General features: G+C 71.7%; 16 protein-coding genes and 1 riboswitch. Of the genes, 3 read left to right on the forward strand and 13 right to left on the reverse strand.

Annotated features, from left to right (window positions below):
• Positions 1–22 precede the first annotated feature (22 nt).
• The 9 genes from ACIQMJ_RS01595 to rsmI form a co-directional block, all read right to left on the reverse strand.
• Positions 23–988, reverse strand: a complete 966-nt coding sequence (locus ACIQMJ_RS01595; RefSeq protein ID WP_499759075.1) for a 4-(cytidine 5'-diphospho)-2-C-methyl-D-erythritol kinase — start codon at positions 986–988, stop codon at positions 23–25.
• Positions 989–1506: 518 nt separating this feature from the next.
• On the reverse strand, positions 1507–2313 hold the full coding sequence (locus ACIQMJ_RS01600) for a MetQ/NlpA family ABC transporter substrate-binding protein (protein ID WP_499759076.1): 807 nt from the start codon (positions 2311–2313) through the stop codon (positions 1507–1509).
• 26 nt (positions 2314–2339) lie between these two features.
• Positions 2340–3023 carry a methionine ABC transporter permease gene (locus ACIQMJ_RS01605; RefSeq protein ID WP_499759077.1) on the reverse strand — a complete coding sequence of 228 codons (684 nt, stop codon included), beginning with the start codon at positions 3021–3023 and terminating at the stop codon, positions 2340–2342.
• Positions 3020–4030 (reverse strand): methionine ABC transporter ATP-binding protein, encoded by a 1011-nt coding sequence (locus ACIQMJ_RS01610; protein WP_387483439.1) that lies wholly within the window; start codon positions 4028–4030, stop codon positions 3020–3022. The genes ACIQMJ_RS01605 and ACIQMJ_RS01610 overlap by 4 nt, the downstream gene beginning before the upstream one ends.
• A 202-nt stretch (positions 4031–4232) precedes the next feature.
• Positions 4233–4325: riboswitch (SAM riboswitch) on the reverse strand.
• A gap of 86 nt (positions 4326–4411) precedes the next feature.
• Positions 4412–5290: a 16S rRNA (adenine(1518)-N(6)/adenine(1519)-N(6))-dimethyltransferase RsmA gene (gene rsmA, locus ACIQMJ_RS01615; protein ID WP_499759078.1), complete on the reverse strand. Its 879-nt coding sequence runs from the start codon at positions 5288–5290 to the stop codon at positions 4412–4414.
• Between the two features lie 10 nt (positions 5291–5300).
• Complete coding sequence (locus tag ACIQMJ_RS01620; RefSeq protein ID WP_499759079.1) at positions 5301–6680, reverse strand: resuscitation-promoting factor; 1380 nt, start codon at positions 6678–6680, stop codon at positions 5301–5303.
• Between the two features lie 331 nt (positions 6681–7011).
• On the reverse strand, positions 7012–7848 hold the full coding sequence (locus ACIQMJ_RS01625; protein WP_499759080.1) for a TatD family hydrolase: 837 nt from the start codon (positions 7846–7848) through the stop codon (positions 7012–7014).
• A complete protein-coding gene (metG, locus tag ACIQMJ_RS01630) occupies positions 7845–9635 on the reverse strand; it encodes a methionine--tRNA ligase (RefSeq protein ID WP_499759081.1) in 1791 nt (596 codons plus the stop codon). The genes ACIQMJ_RS01625 and metG overlap by 4 nt, the downstream gene beginning before the upstream one ends.
• A gap of 109 nt (positions 9636–9744) precedes the next feature.
• Positions 9745–10590 carry a 16S rRNA (cytidine(1402)-2'-O)-methyltransferase gene (rsmI, locus tag ACIQMJ_RS01635; protein WP_499759082.1) on the reverse strand — a complete coding sequence of 282 codons (846 nt, stop codon included), beginning with the start codon at positions 10588–10590 and terminating at the stop codon, positions 9745–9747.
• Positions 10591–10614: 24 nt separating this feature from the next.
• Between rsmI and ACIQMJ_RS01640 the strand changes: the two genes are divergently transcribed.
• Positions 10615–12186 (forward strand): dolichyl-phosphate-mannose--protein mannosyltransferase, encoded by a 1572-nt coding sequence (locus tag ACIQMJ_RS01640; protein ID WP_499759083.1) that lies wholly within the window; start codon positions 10615–10617, stop codon positions 12184–12186.
• A gap of 15 nt (positions 12187–12201) precedes the next feature.
• Here ACIQMJ_RS01640 and ACIQMJ_RS01645 read toward each other — a convergent pair whose 3' ends face one another.
• Entirely contained in the window at positions 12202–12660 is a 459-nt protein-coding gene (locus ACIQMJ_RS01645; protein ID WP_499759084.1) for an Lrp/AsnC family transcriptional regulator, read from the reverse strand.
• A gap of 103 nt (positions 12661–12763) precedes the next feature.
• On the opposite strand from ACIQMJ_RS01645, the gene ACIQMJ_RS01650 reads away from it, so the two are divergent.
• Positions 12764–13156, forward strand: coding sequence for a DUF2000 domain-containing protein (locus tag ACIQMJ_RS01650; RefSeq protein ID WP_499759085.1), 393 nt, complete (start codon positions 12764–12766; stop codon positions 13154–13156).
• Positions 13157–13330: 174 nt separating this feature from the next.
• On the opposite strand, the gene ACIQMJ_RS01655 is transcribed toward ACIQMJ_RS01650, so the two are convergent.
• A complete protein-coding gene (locus tag ACIQMJ_RS01655; protein ID WP_499759086.1) occupies positions 13331–15316 on the reverse strand; it encodes a serine/threonine-protein kinase in 1986 nt (661 codons plus the stop codon).
• A 16-nt stretch (positions 15317–15332) separates the two neighbouring features.
• The gene (locus tag ACIQMJ_RS01660) at positions 15333–15902 is read right to left on the reverse strand and encodes a TetR/AcrR family transcriptional regulator (RefSeq protein ID WP_499759087.1); all 570 of its coding nucleotides are present in this window, start codon (positions 15900–15902) and stop codon (positions 15333–15335) included.
• 57 nt (positions 15903–15959) lie between these two features.
• Here ACIQMJ_RS01660 and ACIQMJ_RS01665 point away from each other — a divergent pair, with 57 nt between their 5' ends.
• Positions 15960–16667 (forward strand): SDR family NAD(P)-dependent oxidoreductase, encoded by a 708-nt coding sequence (locus ACIQMJ_RS01665; RefSeq protein ID WP_499759088.1) that lies wholly within the window; start codon positions 15960–15962, stop codon positions 16665–16667.
• A 67-nt stretch (positions 16668–16734) separates the two neighbouring features.
• On the opposite strand, the gene ACIQMJ_RS01670 is transcribed toward ACIQMJ_RS01665, so the two are convergent.
• Positions 16735–18048 carry an alpha-lytic protease prodomain-containing protein gene (locus tag ACIQMJ_RS01670; RefSeq protein WP_499759089.1) on the reverse strand — a complete coding sequence of 438 codons (1314 nt, stop codon included), beginning with the start codon at positions 18046–18048 and terminating at the stop codon, positions 16735–16737.
• Between the last annotated feature and the right edge of the window lie 69 nt (positions 18049–18117).

The raw sequence follows: 18117 nt of genomic DNA on the forward strand, positions 1-18117 counted from the left end.
CGGTGACGAGACCCCGCCCAGGTCAGGCGTGCACTTCAGGCGGAATCGGCCGCGGTGCCTCATCGGTGCCGACGACGCGCGCCCCGTGCACCGGCCCCTGCGCCACCCGCACGGTCCGGCAGACACCGGCACCCGCCAGCTCCGCCGCCACCCGCACCGCCGAGTCACCGTCCGTGCAGAGGAACGCGCAGGTCGGCCCGGACCCGGACACCATGCCGGCCAACGCGCCCGCGTTCACGCCCGCGCGCAGCGTCCGGCGCAGGTTGGGCCGCAGCGACACGGCCGCCGCCTGCAGGTCGTTGCCCAGGAGCAACGCCAACTGCCGGGGGTCACCGGAGGCCAGCCCTTCGAGCACCGCTTCCGCCTCACCGACCCGGGGCGGGTCACCTTCGGCGCGCAACCGGTCCAGCTCGTCGAACACCTCGGGCGTGGACAGACCGCGCCGGTCGAACGCGAGCACCCAGTGGAACGTGTGGCGGGCCAGCACGGGCACGATCCGGTCACCCCGGTCGGTGCCGAGCGCCGTGCCGCCGTAGATGGCGAACGGGACGTCCGCCCCGATCTTGCCCGCGAGGCCGGCCAGCTCGTCCCGGCTGATCTCCAACCGCCACAGCGACGCCAGCCCGACCAACGTCGCCGCCGCGTCCGCGCTGCCGCCCGCCATGCCCCCCGCCACCGGGATGGACTTGCGGATGACCACGCGGACCTTCGGGTCCTCCGGATCCCGCCCGACGTGCTCCGCCAACACCCGCACCGCCCGCCAGGCCAGGTTGGACGCCCCGGTGGGCACCGAGTCGGCACCTTCGCCGTGCACCTCGACGCCGGGGTCCTCGGCGATGGCGACCGTCACCTCGTCGGTCAACGACAAGGCTTGGAAGATCGTCACCAGGTCGTGGTACCCGTCCGCGCGAAGATCGCCAACGGCCAGGTGCAGGTTGACCTTGGCCGGGACGCGGACGGTGACCGGGGGCGGGACGACAGCGAGCACGCCATGCAGCGTACGGGCGTTTCCGGGTCCCCCGCTCCCACCACCCCCTGACCTGCGACGGAACACACCCCGCCCCACACCCGCCGCCCTTCCCCAAAGCAAGGGCTTCGTGTCATCCCGCCGACCTGGCGCAGCCCCACCGCGCGTGTCAAGGGGGGCTGGTCAAGCGATACCCGCGGCCTTCACTGATGGCCGCCCCCCTTGACACGTGTGGTTGCCCTTGTGGAGGTCGGCGGGATGACACGGAACCCGACCACCGCTGGTACGGAACTTCCCGCATCGCAGTGGGTCATCCTGCTGATCTGCCCGTCCGGCGGGACTCTTTTGCTCTCGAGCTTTTGCTCTTGAGCTTTGCTCCCACCCACCTGAACGTTGAACTCAGGGGTCCTGAACGTAGGACTCTCGCGACCTGAGCGTTCGACTCTCGCGACCCGAACGTAGGACTCACGGGGCCTGAGCGTTCGACTCTCGGGGCCTGAAGGTTCGACTCACGCGGTTGGGGACGTGGGACGCGTCGGTCAGACGGGGAGGACGGAGCCCGAGAAGGTCTGCTTGATGTAGTCCTTGACCTCGGGCGACTGGAGCAGGGCCAGCAGGTCCTTGATCCGCTGGTCGTCCTTCAGCTCGGCCCGCGTGACCAGCCCGTTCGCGTTCGGGTTCCCCTCGGCCTTCTCCAGCGCCAGCGCGTCGGACGCCGGGTTCAGGCCCGCGTCGATGGCGTAGTTGCCGTTCACCACCGACGCGTCCGTGTCGTCCAACGACCGGGGCAGCTGAGCGGCCTCCAGCTCCACGAACTCCAACCCCCGCGGGTTCTCCGCGATGTCCCGCACGGTCGCCGTCTTCTCCGCGCCCGGCGCCAGCTTGATCAGCCCGTTGTCCTGGAGCAGCTTGAGCCCGCGCGCCTCGTTGGTGGCGTCGTTCGCCACCGCCACCCGCGCGCCGGACGGCAGGTCGGCCAGCGTCTTGTGCTTCTTCGAGTACACGCCCAGCGGCTCGAGGTGCACCGGCCCGATCCACTCCAGCGTCGCGCCGCTCTCCGCCTTGAACGTGTCCAGGTACGGCACGGTCTGGAAGTAGTTCGCGTCCAGCGACCCGTCCACCAGCGCCTCGTTCGGCTGCACGTAGTCGGTGAACTCCACGACCTCGACCTTCAGGCCCTTCGACGCGGCCAGGTTGTCCGCCACGTACCGCAGCACCTGGGCGTGCGGTACGGGGCTGACGCCCACCTTGAGCGGCGCGTTCGGGTCGGACGCGGCGCCGGTGTCGCCACTACCGCAGCCCACTGCGGTCAGCAGCACGGCCAGCAGGGCAGCACGAATACGCATGTCATTCCTTAGTGAGGCGAAGACGATCAGACGGACGCGGTGCGGCGCCGGTCGACGCCGCGGGCCACGCGGTTGGTGACGAACTGGATCGCGGTGGCGATGACCGCCAGCACGACGACCGTGCTCCACAGGTAGCGGTCGTTGAACCGCTGGTAGCCCATGCGCACGGCGAGGTCGCCGAGGCCGCCGCCACCGACCACCCCGGCCATGGCCGAGTAGCCGAGCAGCGCGATCGCGGTCACGCCGACGGCGTTGACCAGCGCGGGCATCGACTCGCGGAGCAGCACGCTGCGCACGATCCGCAGCGTGGACGACCCGGTGGTGACGGCGGCCTCGACCACCGACACGTGCACCTCGGCCAGCACGTTCTGGACCAGCCTGCCGACGAACGGGATCGCGCCGACGGCCAGCGGCACGATGGCCGCCGTGGGTCCGATGGTGCTGCCGAGCAGCAGCCTGGTCAGCGAGGTGAGCACCACCAGCAGGACCAGGAACGGCATGGAGCGGCCCAGGTCCACGACGAACCCGAGCACCTTGTGCAGCACCGGCCGGGGCTTCAGCCCACCGGGTGCGGTGAGCTGAAGCCAGATGCCGACGGGTGCTCCGAGCAGAACGGCGATCAGGGTGGAGACGACCACCATGTACAACGTTTCGCCGGTGGCGACCAGCAGGTCGTCGAACACGGTGGACCAGGGTGTTGCAGACCTCACGCAGCTACTCCCTGCGGACCCGACAGGGTCCGTCGCACCGAGCCGCCCGCTTCCGAGATCCACTCCAGCGCCGAGTCGGCGCGCTCGCCCTTGAGGCCGACGCGGAACCGCGCCACCGGGGTCTCGCCGAGCCGGGTCAGGCCGCCGCCGAGCAGGTTCAGCTCGACGCCGAACCGGCTGGTGGCCTCGGGCAGCAGCGCGCCGACGGCCGCGAAGCCGATCAGCACGACGTCCGCGACCCGGTCGAACGAGGACTCCGCCGCCGGGTTCTGGTCCACGGCGGGCAGCAGCGACGCGGCCGTGCGGCTGGCGGCGTCGGACACCAGGTCGAGCACCTTGCCGTGCTCCACGACCCGGCCGTCCTCCAGCACCGCGACGTCGTCGCAGATCTTGCGGACCACGCCCATGTCGTGCGTGACCACGAGCACCGTCACGCCGAGCTCGGCGCGCGCCCGGTCCAGCACGGTGAGCACCGAGCCGGTCGTGTCGGGGTCGAGCGCGGACGTCGGCTCGTCGGCCAGCAGCACGGACGGCGACGCGGCGAGCGCCCGCGCGACCGCGATCCGCTGGCGCTGGCCGCCGGAGAGCTGGTCGGGGTAGGAGCCGGCCTTGTCGGTCAGGCCGACGAGGTCGAGCAGTTCGGCGACGCGGGTGCGGCGCTGCGGCCCGGCCACGCCCGCGGCCTCCAGCGGCAGCGCGACGTTGCCCGCGGCGGTGCGCTGGCGCAGCAGGGAGTCCCCTTGCGGCACAACGCCGATCTGCCGGCGGGCGGCGCGCAGCGCGGTGCCGTCGAGGGAGACGAGGTCGGTGCCGTCGACGCGGATCGCACCGCTGTCGGGGCGCTCCAGGAGCGCGACGCACCGGGCCAGGGTGGACTTGCCCGCCCCGCTGGGGCCGACGACGCCGAGCACGGTGCCCGCGGCGACGTCCAGGTTCACGCCGTCCAGCGCGCGAACCTGCCCGGTACTCCCGGGGAAGGTCTTGGTGAGGTTCTCGACAGTGATCACGTTTCGCTCCACGACAGCATGCGGCAGCGCACGCTCATGGCGTGCGTGACCGACGGCTCAGCTCAGAAGGTGTCCTGAACGCAGGACGCGAGGATTCGAAGGCGCCTAGGGCTTCAGCGGAAGCTGCGACACGCTGACGAAGTCCGGCGGCCGTGGTCGACGACCCGCCGGCGGGTGAGCATTCGCATCCTGGGCACGTGATCCTCCATCGATCCTGGCTGAAGCACCTGCCCCCATGGAGGGGTGGTTGCTGCGGCGTCGTAGAGCCAGGTCTCTCGGCCGCTCGGGATGGCACCACGAGTACACCCGACCGAGCCGGGCTGACGCAAGCCTGAAACAGGATCGTCCGGCAAATCACACTTTCGGCCGAAAGATCATCGACTACCGAGCGGACGCGGCCTCGGCTATCCGGATGAAGTCACTGACGGCCAGTTGTTCGCCGCGCACCGCCGGGTCGACGCCCGCTGCCACGAGCAGCCGCTGCGCCTCCGCCGCCGAACCGGCCCAGCCGGACAGCGCGCCGCGCAGCATCTTGCGGCGCTGCGCGAAAGCGGCGTCCACCAACGAGAACAGCGCCTTGGGGTCCACAGAGGACAACGGCTCGTGCCGCTCGAACGCGACCAGCGCGGAGTCCACGTTGGGCACCGGCCAGAACACCGAGCGCGGCACGGGACCGGCCCGCCGGGCGTCGGCGTACCAGGCGAGCTTCACGCTGGGCACGCCGTAGACCTTGCTGCCGGGACCGGCGGCCATCCGGTCGGCCACCTCCGACTGCACCATCACCAGGCCCGTGCGCAGCGACGGCAGCACGGCCAGCAGGTGCAGCACCACGGGCACGGCCACGTTGTACGGCAGGTTCGCCACCAATGCCGTGGGCTCCAGCGGCAACTGGGACGGTGTGACGCGCATCGCGTCCTCGTGCACGACCGTCAGCCGGTCCGCGAGGTCGGGGGCGCGCTCGGCCACCGTGGCGGGCAGGCGGTCGGCCAGCACGCCGTCGATCTCCACGGCCACCAGCGCGCGACAGGAGGGCAGCAGCGCCAACGTGAGCGAGCCCAGCCCGGGACCGACCTCCAGCACGACGTCGTCCGGGCGCAACCCGGCCGCCGCCACGATGCGCCGCACCGTGTTCGGGTCGTGCACGAAGTTCTGCCCCAGCTTCTTGGTGGGGCGGATGTCCAGCTCGGCGGCCAGCCGACGCACGTCGGCCGGTCCGAGGAGGTGGCTCCCCGAACCGGCCGACGTCGAGTCCTCAGTCACCAGCACATTGTTACGGCAGCCCCAGCTTCTGCTGGCAGTGGGGCCACGCCGAGTAGCCGCCGCGGGCGTCGCGGAGCTTGGTCGCCACGGCGATCTGCTGCTCGCGGGTCGCCTGGTGCGGGTACGCGGCGTACTGGGAGCCGCCGTAGGCGTCCCACGTGCCCTTGTTGAACTGCAGGCCGCCGTAGTAGCCGTTGCCGGTGTTGATGGCCCAGTTGCCGGTCGCCTCGCACTGCGCCAGCCGGTCCCAGACCTCGCCGTCGGGCGGGAGCTTGGTGCCGATCTTGACCTTCTTCGGCTTCGGCTCCTTGGTGACCTTCGCGCCCAGCTTCTCGCGGCCGACCTCGGCCCCGTTCTTCACCGTGACGCGGTAGGTGACGATCTGCTCGCCGGCCTCGCCCGGCTCCAGGACCTCTTTCTGGCCCTTCATCATCGTGTCGTCCTTGACCTCCTCGACGGGCGGCTGGATGGCCTCCGTCGCGTTGATCACCGACACGCCGGTGCGCGTGATGTGGACCTCGGCGCCGTTGGTGACGCGCAGGTCCATCGCCGTTTCGAGCCTGTCCTCGGGACCGAGCGTGAGGTTCTCGCTCTTCATCAGCTCTTCGACGGTCACGGCGGTCGTCCGGACCTGCCGGGGCGCGTTGCCGCCGTCGTAGAGGGTGATGGTCTTGAGGCTCTTGACCTCGAGGGAGAGGCCGTCGAGGGGGACGTCCATGCCGCGGTCGTGCGAGAGCCACGCGCCCTCGTCCTCGACCTGGAGCTGCTCCAGCGCCTCGTCCACGGTGACCGAGCGGACCCAGCCCTCGCGCTGCTCGCCGTCGACCGTCGCCTTCACCAGCCGGCCGCGGTCCAGCGAGATCTTGCCGCCGTCACCGACCTTCGCCTGGGGGGACGGGCTGAGCGCGTCGTGCTCGCCGATCGTGATGCCCTCGTCGGCCAGGATCTCGCCGACGGTGGACTCGTAGGTGCGGACGGTCTTGGCCTCGCCGTCGACGTCGACCGTGACGGACTTGTCCATCGCGATCGCGGTGGCGCCACCGCCGGAGATGGTCACCAGCACGGTGGCGACCGCGGCCTTCAGGAAGCGCCGCTTCCACTTCCCCGCGGCTTCGACCAGTGCGGCGGGCGGGGCGCTCGGCTGCTCGGCGGCCGGGCTGCCCGCGACCCGGTCCTGGGAGACCTCGTCGGGGATGATGATCGGGGGCAGGAGCGTGGTCTCGGCGTTGATCAGCCGGATCAGCTCGTCGACGTCGACGTTCGCGCTCTCCAGCAGCGCGTCGGCGTCCGGCCCCAGCACTTCCAGCACGTCGTCCGGGGTGATCGTGAACACCGCGGTGTCCCACTCGGACGGCGGCCCGGGTCTGTCCAGGACGTCGACACCGGTCATCGGTGTCTGCACGGGCGTAAACCAGTCGGTGTCCTCGTTGAACGAGTTCACGGGGTGCCATACCTCCTGAAGGCGCGTAGTCCGGCTGCGCGCACGTTCGATGTCGGTGGTCAGCTAGTGATCTCCGGCAACTCCTGTGCGTGTTCGGCTTCGCGCTTCTGGTGTCAACGTGACCCGCCCCGACTGCGGGTGCGCCCCGAAACCACAACTCGGGGCACGGTCACGGGACCGTAACGGGTGCGCGGTGGTTGTGCCAACACCCCCGCAATCCTTGTGAGTTCAGTCACTCCGTTAGGGGAGCAAGTGTGTCCGCCATTCGTCGTAAGGAGGATTACGACTTCGCCGCGTCACGAAGACCGAAGACGCGTTCGGCGTTTCGGGTGATCTTCGTGGCCAGCTCACCGAGGTCGGTCTCACGCAGCGTCGCCATGTCACGGAGGGTGTAGTTGGCGCAATAAGGCTCGTTCGGGCGACCCCGGTACGGGTGGGGCGTGAGGAACGGCGCGTCGGTCTCCACCAGCACGTGGTCCTCCGGCACCCACCGCGCGGCTTCCCGCAACGCGTGGGCGTTGCGGAACGTCGTGGTGCCCGCGAAGGACAGCACGAACCCCCGCTCCACGCACGCGCGCGCGAAAGCGAGGTCGCCGGAGAAGCAGTGGAAGACCACCGCCTCCGGCGCGCCCTCGGCGTCGAGCACCGCCAGGATGTCGTCGTGCGCGTCCCGGTCGTGGATCATCAGCGGCTTGCCGACCCGCTTGGCCAGGTCGACGTGCCACCGGAACGCCTCGTGCTGCGCGGCTTTCGGCGCGTAGTCCCAGTAGTAGTCCAGACCGGTCTCGCCGATCGCCACGACCCTCGGCTGGACGGCCAGCCGTTCCAGCTCGGCCTGCTCGACCTCGCCGAACGTCGTCGTTCGCGTCGGGTGCAGGGCGACCGCGGCGAACACCCGGTCGTCCCACGTGGCCGCTTCGGCGGCCCACCGCGCGGCGTCGAGGTCGTCGGCGACGGTGATCACGCGGTCCACGCCCGCCTGGACGGCCCGGTCGACGACCTCGCGGACCTCGTCGGGCGTCTTCGCGCCGCACGCGTCCAGGTGGGTGTGGGCGTCGACCACCGGCGCCGGCAGCGCCTCCGGGACCGGTGGCCGTTCGCCCCGTCGCTTCGTCACTTGACGATCGGGGCCCACTCGGGGCCGGTCTCGCCCAGTTCGGGGTCGAGCTTCGCGAACAGCGGCGCGGGCTTGGCCAACGGCCGGCCCACCTCGATCGGGGTGGACGCCCACGTCGCCTGCTCGCCCGCGTAGTCGCCGGTCAGCACCGGGTACTCGCGGTCGGGCACGTCCAGGTCGGCGACGTCGGTCAGCCGCGGCTGGGCCGCCCACACGCCCGTGCCGCCCAGCGCCTCGTGCACCTTCTGCGCCGAGTGCGGCAGGAACGGCGTCAGCAGGGTGTTGGCGTCCTGCACGACCTGCAACGCGGTGTGCAGCACGGTGTCGCGGCGCTCCGGGTCGTCCTTGAGCTTCCACGGCTCCTGGTCGGACAGGTAGCGGTTGGCCGCGCCGACCACCTTCATGGCCTCGCCGGACGCCTGCTTGAACCGGGAGCGGCGCAGGTGCCCGCCGACCACGTCGAACGCCTTGCGGGACAGCTCCAGCAGCTCGTGGTCGGCCTGGGTGGGGCTGGTCGGCTTCGGCACGGCGCCCACGTTCTTGTGCGCCATCGAGATCGACCGGTTGACCAGGTTGCCCCACTCGTTGGCCAGCTCGAAATTCGTCCGGCGGACGAACTCCTCCCAGGTGAAGTCGGTGTCCTGGTTCTCGGGTCCGGCGACGGAGATGAAGTAGCGCAGCGCGTCCGGCCCGAACTCCTTCAGGAAGTCGGTGACGTAGATGACCGTGCCGCGGGAGGTGGAGAACTTCGAGCCGCTCATGGTCAGGAACTCGGAGCTGACCACCTCGGTGGGCAGGTTCAGCGTGCCGAACGCGCCCGGCTGCCCGCCCTTCGCGCCCTGGCCGTTCTGCCCGAGCAGCAGGGACGGCCAGATCAGCGAGTGGAAGACGATGTTGTCCTTGCCCATGAAGTAGTAGCCCTGGGCGTCGCCGGTCCAGAACTCCTTCCAGGCGTCGTCGTCGCCGCTGCGGCGGGCCCACTCGACGGACGCGCTGAGGTAGCCGATCACCGCGTCGAACCACACGTAGAAGCGCTTCATCGGCTGCTCGCGCCAGCCGTCGAGCGGGATCGGGATGCCCCAGTCCAGGTCGCGGGTGATGGCGCGCGGTCGCAGGTCGTCGATGAGGTTCTGGCTGAACTTGAGCACGTTCGGCCGCCACTCGGTGCGGGTCTGGAGCCAGCCGCCGAGGGCGTCGATGAACTGCGGGAGGTCGAGGAACAGGTGCTCGGTCTCCACGAACTTCGGGGTCTCGCCGTTGATGCGCGAGCGCGGGTTCTTCAGGTCGACGGGGTCGAGCTGGTTGCCGCAGTTGTCGCACTGGTCGCCGCGGGCGCCGTCGTAGCCGCAGATCGGGCAGGTGCCCTCGATGTAGCGGTCGGGCAGGGTGCGGCCGGTGGAGGGGCTGATCGCGCCCATCTCGGTCTTGGGGACGACGTAGCCGTTGCGCCAGAGGGCGAGGAACAGCTCCTGCACCACCTTGTAGTGGTTGCCGGTCGTCGTGCGGGTGAACAGGTCGTAGGACAGGCCCAGGCCGTGCAGGTCGCCCGCGATGACGCGGTGGTACTTGTCCACGAGCTCGCGGGTGGTCATGCCCTCCTTCTCGGCCTGGACCGAGATGGGCGTGCCGTGCTCGTCCGAGCCGGAGACCATCAGCACCCGGTTGCCCGACATGCGCATGTAGCGGGAGAACACGTCGGAGGGGACACCGAAACCGGAGACGTGACCGATGTGGCGGGGGCCGTTGGCGTAGGGCCACGCCACCGCGGTCAGCACGGAGGCACTCATGGGCCAAGCCTACGGAGGTCCTTCCAGCGGGTTTCCGCGGGTTGGGCAGTCCACGGGGGACCGGGCGCGGCAGGTCACCCGGTCGGCTGACGGTGGCCCGCCGCCCGCGTCAGCCCTGGCTGATCACGGCGTCGTACAGGGCCTTCTTGCCCACGCCCGCCGCCTCGGCGACCTCCGCCGCCGCCGTCTTCAGCCGCTCCCCGTCGGCCACGCGCTGCCGCACCTCGGCGACCAGCGCCTCCATCGGCGGGGCCTCGCGGGCGTCGGCGGGGGCCAGGACGACCGTGACCTCGCCGCGCACGCCCTCGGCGGCCCACTCCGCGAGCTCGCCCAGGCCACCCCGCCTGACCTCCTCGTAGGTCTTGGTCAGCTCGCGGCACACCGCGGCGCGGCGGTCCGGGCCCAGGACGTGGGCGGCGTCGGCCAGGGTGTCGGCCAGCCGGTGGGGTGATTCGAAGAAGACGCAGGTCCGGGGCTCCTGGACCAGCGCGGCGAACCACCGGCGGCGTTCGCCCTGCTTGCGCGGCGGGAAGCCGTCGAAGCAGAAGCGGTCCGAGGGCAGGCCCGAGACGGCCAGCGCGGTCGTCACGGCGGACGGGCCGGGCAGGCACGTCACCCGGATGTCCTCCGCCACGCACGCGTCCACCAGGCGGTAGCCGGGGTCGGACACGCTCGGCATGCCGGCGTCGGTCACCAGCAGCACGGTCCGGCCGTCCCGCAGCGCCTCCAGCAGGCCGGGCAGGCGGGCCGTCTCGACCTGGTCGTAGAAGCTCACCACCCGCCCCGAAGGGGTCACGCCCAGGGCCGAAGCGAGCGAGCGGAGCCGTCTGGTGTCCTCGGCCGCGATCACGTCGGCCGTGCCCAGTGCCTCGACCAGGCGCGGTGAAGCGTCCCGGACGTCGCCGAGCGGAGTAGCCGCCAGCACCAAACGGCCTGATCCAGATACAGGTCTCACGCCTCTCACCCTACGATCGGGCCCGTGAGCCTGATCGCACCGCAGTCCGCAGACGACGTGGTTGACGCAGGCGGGGTCCCGCCGACGAGCCCGCCACCGGGCAACGACCGCGAACAGCGGGCACGCCTGCTCGAACCCGGCCCGATGAGCACCGCCCTGAGAGGCTGGCTCGTCACGCTGTCCGTGGCGCTGATCGGCGGCGTGGTGCGGTTCTGGAACCTCGGGTTCCCGACCGACAAGGGCACGCCGATCTTCGACGAGAAGCACTACGTGCCGCAGGGCGCGCAGGTGCTGCGCAACGGCGGGTACGAGGACAACCCCGGGTACGAGCTGATCGTCCACCCGCCGCTGGGCAAGCAGCTCATCGCGATCGGCGAGTGGCTGTTCGGCTACGACGGCGTCGGCTGGCGGTTCGCGTCGGCGGCCGTGGGCACGTTGACGATCCTGCTGGTGGTGCGGATCGCCCGGCGGATGACGCGGTCGGACCTGATCGGCGCCATCGCGGGCGTGCTGCTGATCGCGGACGGCCTGAGCCACGTGCAGTCGCGGATGGGGATGCTGGACGCGTTCCTGACGTTCTTCGTGGTGGTGGCGTTCGCGTGCCTGGTGGTGGACCGCGACCAGGTGCGGTCGCGGTTGGCGGAGGCCACGCGCGAGGGCTGGGTGACGAACTCGCCGTACGGGCCGTGGCTGGGTTTCCGCTGGTGGCGGTTCGCGGGCGGGATCGCGCTGGGCCTCGCGTGCGGCGTGAAGTGGTCCGGCGTGTGGTACATCGCGTTCTTCGGCGTGCTGTCGGTGGTGTGGAGCGCGCTGGCACGGCGTGCGGCGGGCGTGGAGCGGCCGTGGCTGGGTTCGTTCGCCAAGGACCTGCTGCCGTCGTTGTTCGCGCTGCTGGTGGTGCCGCTGCTGGCGTACCTGGCGACGTGGTGGGCGTGGTTCGGGTCGGAGACGGCCATCGACCGGCACATCGCGGGCACGAAGATCCCCGAGGAGGGCTGGATCCCGGCCCCGCTGCGGGCGCTGTGGTACTACAGCGGCAACGTGCTGGAGTTCCACACCAAGCTGGTGACGTCGGAGACCAACCGCCACCCGTGGGAGTCGAAGCCGTGGACGTGGCCGATGGGGCTGCGGCCGATGCTGTACTACTTCGAGGGCGCCGTGCAGGGCTGCGGCGGGCCGACCTGCGTGGGCGCGATCATGCTGATCGGGACGCCCGCCATGTGGTGGCTCGCGTTCCCGATGTTGGCGTGGGCGATGTGGCAGGCCATCGCCAAGCTGGACTGGCGCTACGCGGCCGTGCTGGTCGGGTACGGCGCGGGCTTCCTGCCGTGGTTCATCAACGTGGACCGGCAGATGTACTACTTCTACGCGATGCCGATGGCGCCGTTCCTGGTGCTGGGCATCGCGCTGGCGCTGGGCGAGGTGCTCGGCAAGCGGACCGACGGCAAGGAGCGCCGCGGCACCGGCCTGCTCGCCGTGGCCCTGTACGTGGGCCTGGTCGTGGCCAACTTCGTGTGGCTGTGGCCGATCCTCAACGGCATACCGATCACCCCGGAGATCTGGGACGCGCAGAAGTGGCTGCCGTCCTGGAACTGACGTCGTGGGGGCCGGTCAGCCCGGCAGCTCGGTGAGCACGGGGTTGCGGATGCTCTCGTAGATCACCGAGCTGCGGAAGCTGATGACCTCGCGGCGCTCGCTCAGGCGGTCGATGAGGAACGCGTGCAGGTGTTCCAGGTCGGGCACGGCGAGGTGGATGAGGAAGTCGTCGTCGCCCGCCACGACGTACATCGCGGTGACCTCGGGCAGGGCGCCGATGGCGGCCTTGAAGTTGTCGATCACGGGGCGGCTCATCGGGCGCAGGCGGGCGGCGACGAAGGCTTGGACGGGGCGGTTGAGCGCGCTCAGGTCCACGTCGGCGTGGTAGCCCTTGATCACGCCTCGTTCGCGCAGCGCGCGCACGCGTTCCAGGCACGTCGACGGGGCGATGCCCAGCCGCCTGGCCAGTTCGCGGTTGGTCAGCCGCGCATCCAGCTGCAGGTTCCTGGTGATCGCCGAATCAAGTTCGTCCACGTCCCGATCATGGCAGGCCGGGGCGAATGAAGTTCGGTGGCTCTGGAACCGGTCGTCCAGGTGGGCGATTCTGAGCGCAACCCACCGAACGAACGGACGTGAAGTGCTGCCCACGAAACTCGCCCTGGTCCTGCGTGACGACCTGCCGTCCAACCTCGCCGCCAACGCCGCCGCCGTGCTCGGCCTGAGCCTCGGCGCCCGCCTGCCCGACCTGCTCGGGGAGGACGCGAAGGACGCCGACGGCACCGTCCACCTCGGCCTCAACACCCACCCGGTGCCGGTGCTGACGACGTCGGCCGAGCACCTCAAGGCCCTGCACCGGGCCGAGGGCGTGCTGAAGGTCGGCTTCACCGAGGTGGCCCGCCGGTCGCGCGCGTACCCGGAGTACCTGGAAGCGCTCGCCGTGGTCGAAGACCCGGAGTTCGTCGCCGTCGCCCTCTACGGACCGCGGGCCGAGGTCACCCGGTTGACCCGCAAGCTCCCGTTGCTGGCCTGAGGCTCACCGCGAGGCACGTCGGCGCGGCGCTCGGGCCCGGGGCGCCGGCGCTGCCGGCGTCGAGCGTCCCGATCGCGTCCCGTCGACGGCGGTGACGGCGGCGGGGCCGGCCGCCGCCGTCAAGCTCCTCCGCCCTGGACAGCGCCCTGGACAGCGCCCTGGACAGCGCCCTGGTCAGCGCACGGGACGGGTCGGCGGCTCCGGCCGGTCGATCATCTTCGTGACCGGGCCCTCCTTGCTCAACCCGGCCTGCGACAACCACGTGCTCAGCTCGGTGCGGATGGCGGTCAACGACGGGCGCTTGGCCGGGTCGGCGTCCAGCGCGTCGGTGAGCAGCCGGGCGTGGGCGCTGTGCTGGGGCAGCTTCACGCACGGCTCGCCCTGCGCGGCGGCCATCAGCGACGAGATCGGGTTCTCCCGCGACCCGCGCGGCGGGTGGCCGGTGAGCGCGTAGCTGACCGTCGCGGCCAGCTGCCAGGCGTCCGACGCGGGGCTCGCCGCCTCGCCGCGGGCGGTCTCCGGGGCGAGGAAGTCGGGCGTGCCGACCATCATCCCGGTGGCGGTGAGCGTGCTGTCGCCCTTGGACCGGGCGATGCCGAAGTCGATCAGGTGCGCGGTGCCGTGGGTGTCGACGATGACGTTGGACGGCTTCACGTCCCGGTGCAGCACGCCCTGCTCGTGCGCGGCGGCCAGCGCGTCGGCCATGTTCACCCAGAGCCGGGCGGCGAGCGTGTCGGCGAGCAGGCCGCTCTTGAGCACCACGTCCGACAGCGGCTGCCCGTCGATGTACTCCATGACGATGGCCAGGCCGTCCGGGTCCTGCACGATGTCGAACACGCGCACGCAGTTCGGGTGCCGCACGGCGGCCAGAGCGCGCGCCTCACGCAACATGCGCTGCTCGGTGTCGTTGTCGGGCGCGTGCGCGAGCTTCACCGCGACCGTGCGGGCCAGCTGCTCGTCCACGGCCAGCCACACGGTGCCGAACCCGCCGCGGCCGAGCTGGCGGATCCGCCGGAACCGGCCACCGGCCGGGTTCCACACCTTGCCGGAGTCGGGCGTGGGCGTCGGCACGCTGCTCGCGCCGCTGCCGGGACCGAACGGCAGCGGGCCGGGCGTGTCGGCCAGCTTGGCGGGCTGCTCCACCCGGGTGGGCCTCGGCGGCTCCACGGGCACGTCGGCGATCCGCGTCGGCGGGTAGTGCCGCGGCGGCGGGGTCGGCCGGTAGGGCGGGATCGGCTGGTACGGCGGGATCTGGGCCGGCTGGTAGGGCGGCGGCTTCTCCACCTGGTACGGCGGCGGCTGCTGCGGCTGGCTGTGCTGCGGGTGGCCCTGCGAGGAGTGGCCCTGCGAGGAGTGGCCCTGCGACGAGTGACCTGGCCCGGAATGGGCCTGCGCGGAGTGGCCCTGCGAGGGGCGGCCCGAGGGTTGCTGGGGCTGCGGCGGCGGTGTCCTGGACACCGCGGGTTGCGGGCTCGGGTTCCCGCGATCGCGACCGGGGCGGTTCAGCATGGCGGTAGTCAACCCGAAAACCCGCACGACGAGGGAGCCCAGCACCGCGATCGGGAAGAACCCGAGCAGCAGGTGGCCCACCAGCGCGACCGGCAGCGCGGACGTCGACAGCAGCAGGACCAGGAACGGCGGCCAGAACAGCCGCCGCGGCCAGTTCGGGCCGAGCCGGAACGCCGAGCCCGCCTGGAGCATCACGAACAGCAGGCACAGCAGCGCGAGCAGCCCGGTGGCACCGGCCGCGATCACCTCCTCGACCCCGGCGCGGCCGGTGATCGCGGTGACGAACGAACCCGTGCCGACCAGGTAGTCGTACTGGCTGAACGCCATGCACGGCGCCGAGTCCAGCGTCTCCGTGCCCGGCAGCGCGCGGGTGCGCAGCAGCTTGAACGTCGCCGAGAACGCCATCCACGGCAGGACCAGCGTGCTGACCACGCCCAGCACGGCGAAGAGCGCGCCGGTGACCGGGCCGTAGGAGTTGCCGACGACGCGGCGGACGGTGATCGACAGCAGGGCGGCGACCGTCGGCAGCACGCCGATCAGGGCGCCGAACGCGGTGACGGTCCAGGCCCAGTCACCGGGGCAGAGGGGCACACCGGTCCAGCCGTGCAGCCACGCCAGCAGCGACTCGGCCAGCTCCACGACCAGCACCACCCCTTCTCGTCGCCTCTCAGGGTACGGGTGCGGGCCACACCGCCAGCGCCGTCCGGGCGACATCGTGCAGATCAGCCCGCGTGGCGCCGTCCCTGGCCAGCGACGACATGCCCCGCACCACGGTCGCGACGAACAGGGCCAGCCGGTGCGCGTCGGTGCCGGCGGGGAGCGCGCCGGTCTCGACGTCGTGCCGGATCTTCGCCTCGAACGCCCCCCTGGCCTGCTCGCGCAGGGCGTGCAGCTCGGGGGCGGTGAGCACCAGGCAGCCCTTGGGCCGGCCGGGGGTCGTGTACTCGACCGCGGCTTCGGTGAGGACCCGTTCGACGGCCTGGCGCGCGGTGGGCTCCTCTTCGAGGGCTCGTGCGGTGAACGCGCCGTAGGTCTGCTGGTACCGCCGCACGGCTTCGGTGAAGAGGGCGTGCTTGTCGCCGAACGCGGCGTAGAGGCTGGGCGGGTTGACGCCGGTGGCCGCGGTGAGGTCGGCGACGGAGGTCGCCTGGTAGCCGTCGCGCCAGAACGCGAGGGCGGTCCGGTCCAGCACGTCGTCGCGGTCGAACCCGCGTTTGCGCCCCACCACGGCACTCATTTTATAACGTCCGCTACAGTTCGCTTTCTGTAGTGGTTGTTACAGATTGGAGCGCAGGTGAAGACGGCTTTGGTGACCGGGGCGAGTCGGGGGATCGGGCGGGCGATCGCGCTGCGACTGGCGGCGGACGGGATGCGGGTGGTCGTGCACCACGCGCGGGACGCCGACGCGGCCGCCGCCGTGGTGGAGCAGGCCGGCGACGGGGCGTTCGCGGTGCGGGCGTCGCTGCCGTCGGAGCTGGACGAGCTGGTGGCGGCCCTGCCGCCGCTGGACGTGCTGGTGAACAACGCCGCGATCGGACTGCCCGCGGCGATCGAGGACGTGACGCCCGAGGCGTTCGACGAGGTGTTCGCGGTGAACGTGCGAGCGCCGTTCTTCCTGGTCCAGCGCGCGCTCCCGCTGCTGCGGGACGGCGGGCGGATCGTGAACATCTCGTCCGGGGCGACGCGCATCGCCATGCCCGTCGGCATCGCGTACTCCATGACGAAGGGCGCGCTGGACACGTTCACGCGCACGTTGGCGCAGCACGTCGGACCGCGCGGGATCACCGTGAACACGGTCGCGCCCGGCGTGGTCGACACCGACCGGAACGCGTCGTGGCTGCGCGGGAACGCCCAGGCGGAGGCGGCGATGGCGGCCCGCTCGGCGCTGGGCCGGATCGGTCAGGCCGGGGACATCGCCGACGTGGTGTCGTTCGTGGCGTCGGACGCCGCGCGGTGGGTGACCGGGGCGTGGATCGACGCGACCGGGGGCGCGGACCTGTGACGCGAGATGGGGCCCGGCTCGCCGCGTGTCCGCGAACCGGGCCCCGGCGCGTGCGCTCGCCGCTAGCTCACACGCGCTCCCACAAGGCGGGCACCGCCGGCGGATCCCAGCCTGGTTGGGACGTGTGCCCCTGCAAGCACCTGTACCCGACGCCGTCGTACGTCACGAGGGAGCCGGTCGCGTACGCGACGCCTGGCTGCCAGGTGGTCTGGCCCGGGTTGGTGGTGGTCGTGGTCGGCGAGGTGGTGCTGGTGGGACCGCCGCCACCGACGAGCAACCGGAGGCCGTAGACCTGGAGGATCTCGTTGACCGGCTGGAAGTAGATCGTCCCGCCGGACGTGCAGTTCCCGGAGCCACCGGAGGTGACGCCCTGCGCCTGGTCGCCGGTCAGCCACGAGCCGCCGGAGTCGCCGGGTTCGGCGCAGGCGTTCGTGCGGGTCAGACCGGTGATCGTGCCTTCGGGGTAGGTCACGGAGGTGTTCTTCTGCTGGATGGTGCCGCAGCGCCAGCCCGTGGTGGAGCCGGAGCGGCACACCGAGGCGCCCACCGGGGCCTCGGTCGACCCCGCCACCGGGACCGTGCCGGGGTAGCGGTTGACCAGGGCGCGGCCGGTGTTGCCGGCGGCCGTGCGGACCCAGGCGTAGTCGTTGCCGGGGAAGCTGGACCCGGCGAACGTGCCGTTGGGCTGGGTGGTGGTCGCACCCGTGCTGCCGCAGTGCCCGGCGGTGACGAACCCGCCCTCGACCGCGAACCCGACCGAGCACCGCGAGCCGCTGCCGATGTAGTAGGCGTTGCCGCCGATCACGTCGATCAGCGGGCGCGGCTCCTCGGTGGACGGCTCGACCCGGACGTCCGCGTCGGCCAGGCCGCTGGCCCGCGCAAACGCTTGCGCCGCCGTGACGTCGCGGGCGAGGACGACGACGGTGTTCGTGGGCGCGTCGACGTACCAGCCCGGGACGGTCTTCGGCGCGCTGCGGGCGTTGCGGTCGAGCTTCACCTTGAGGGCGTCGAGCTGGGCGAGGGAGCGCTGGACCACCTCCGGCCGCGCGCCCGCCGCTTCGACGGCCTGGATCTGCGCCGCGGTCGTGACGCCGACGACGAGCTCGGTGGCGTCCTCGTTCAGCCAGGCGCCGGCGAACGCGGGACCGAGGCGGGCCTTGAGCGTGCCCTCGGTCCGGGCCGCGTCCGCTTCGCGGTGGAGGCGGGCGCGAGCCTGGTCGGGGGTCAGGTGGAGGTCGCGCGCCAGGGCGGCGACCATGCCGCCGTCCGCGGCGAGCTGTGGCGGTGGTGGACCGGCGGTAGCCGTGGTGGCCAGCGCGGCTGCCAGACCGGCAGCGCTCAGGACCGCCACGGCGACCGCGGCGACGCTACGTCGAGTCATCCGCTTGTCTCCTTGCAGGGGTGGTGACACGGGATGCGGGGCCGTGAGCAGGACGCTAGCCGGCGAAAC

Source organism: Actinosynnema sp. NPDC091369, assembly GCF_044757065.1.
Taxonomy (GTDB): domain Bacteria; phylum Actinomycetota; class Actinomycetes; order Mycobacteriales; family Pseudonocardiaceae; genus Actinosynnema.

What these genes read in the sequence shown, in the direction of transcription:
- ACIQMJ_RS01660 (WP_499759087.1), bottom strand. Translation starts at nt 15,902, where the DNA reads ATGAGTGCCGTGGTGGGGCGCAAACGCGGGTTCGACCGCGACGACGTG.
- ACIQMJ_RS01600 (WP_499759076.1), bottom strand. Translation starts at nt 2,313, where the DNA reads ATGCGTATTCGTGCTGCCCTGCTGGCCGTGCTGCTGACCGCAGTGGGC.
- ACIQMJ_RS01670 (WP_499759089.1), bottom strand. Translation starts at nt 18,048, where the DNA reads ATGACTCGACGTAGCGTCGCCGCGGTCGCCGTGGCGGTCCTGAGCGCT.
- metG (WP_499759081.1), bottom strand. Translation starts at nt 9,635, where the DNA reads ATGAGTGCCTCCGTGCTGACCGCGGTGGCGTGGCCCTACGCCAACGGC.
- ACIQMJ_RS01620 (WP_499759079.1), bottom strand. Translation starts at nt 6,680, where the DNA reads ATGACCGGTGTCGACGTCCTGGACAGACCCGGGCCGCCGTCCGAGTGG.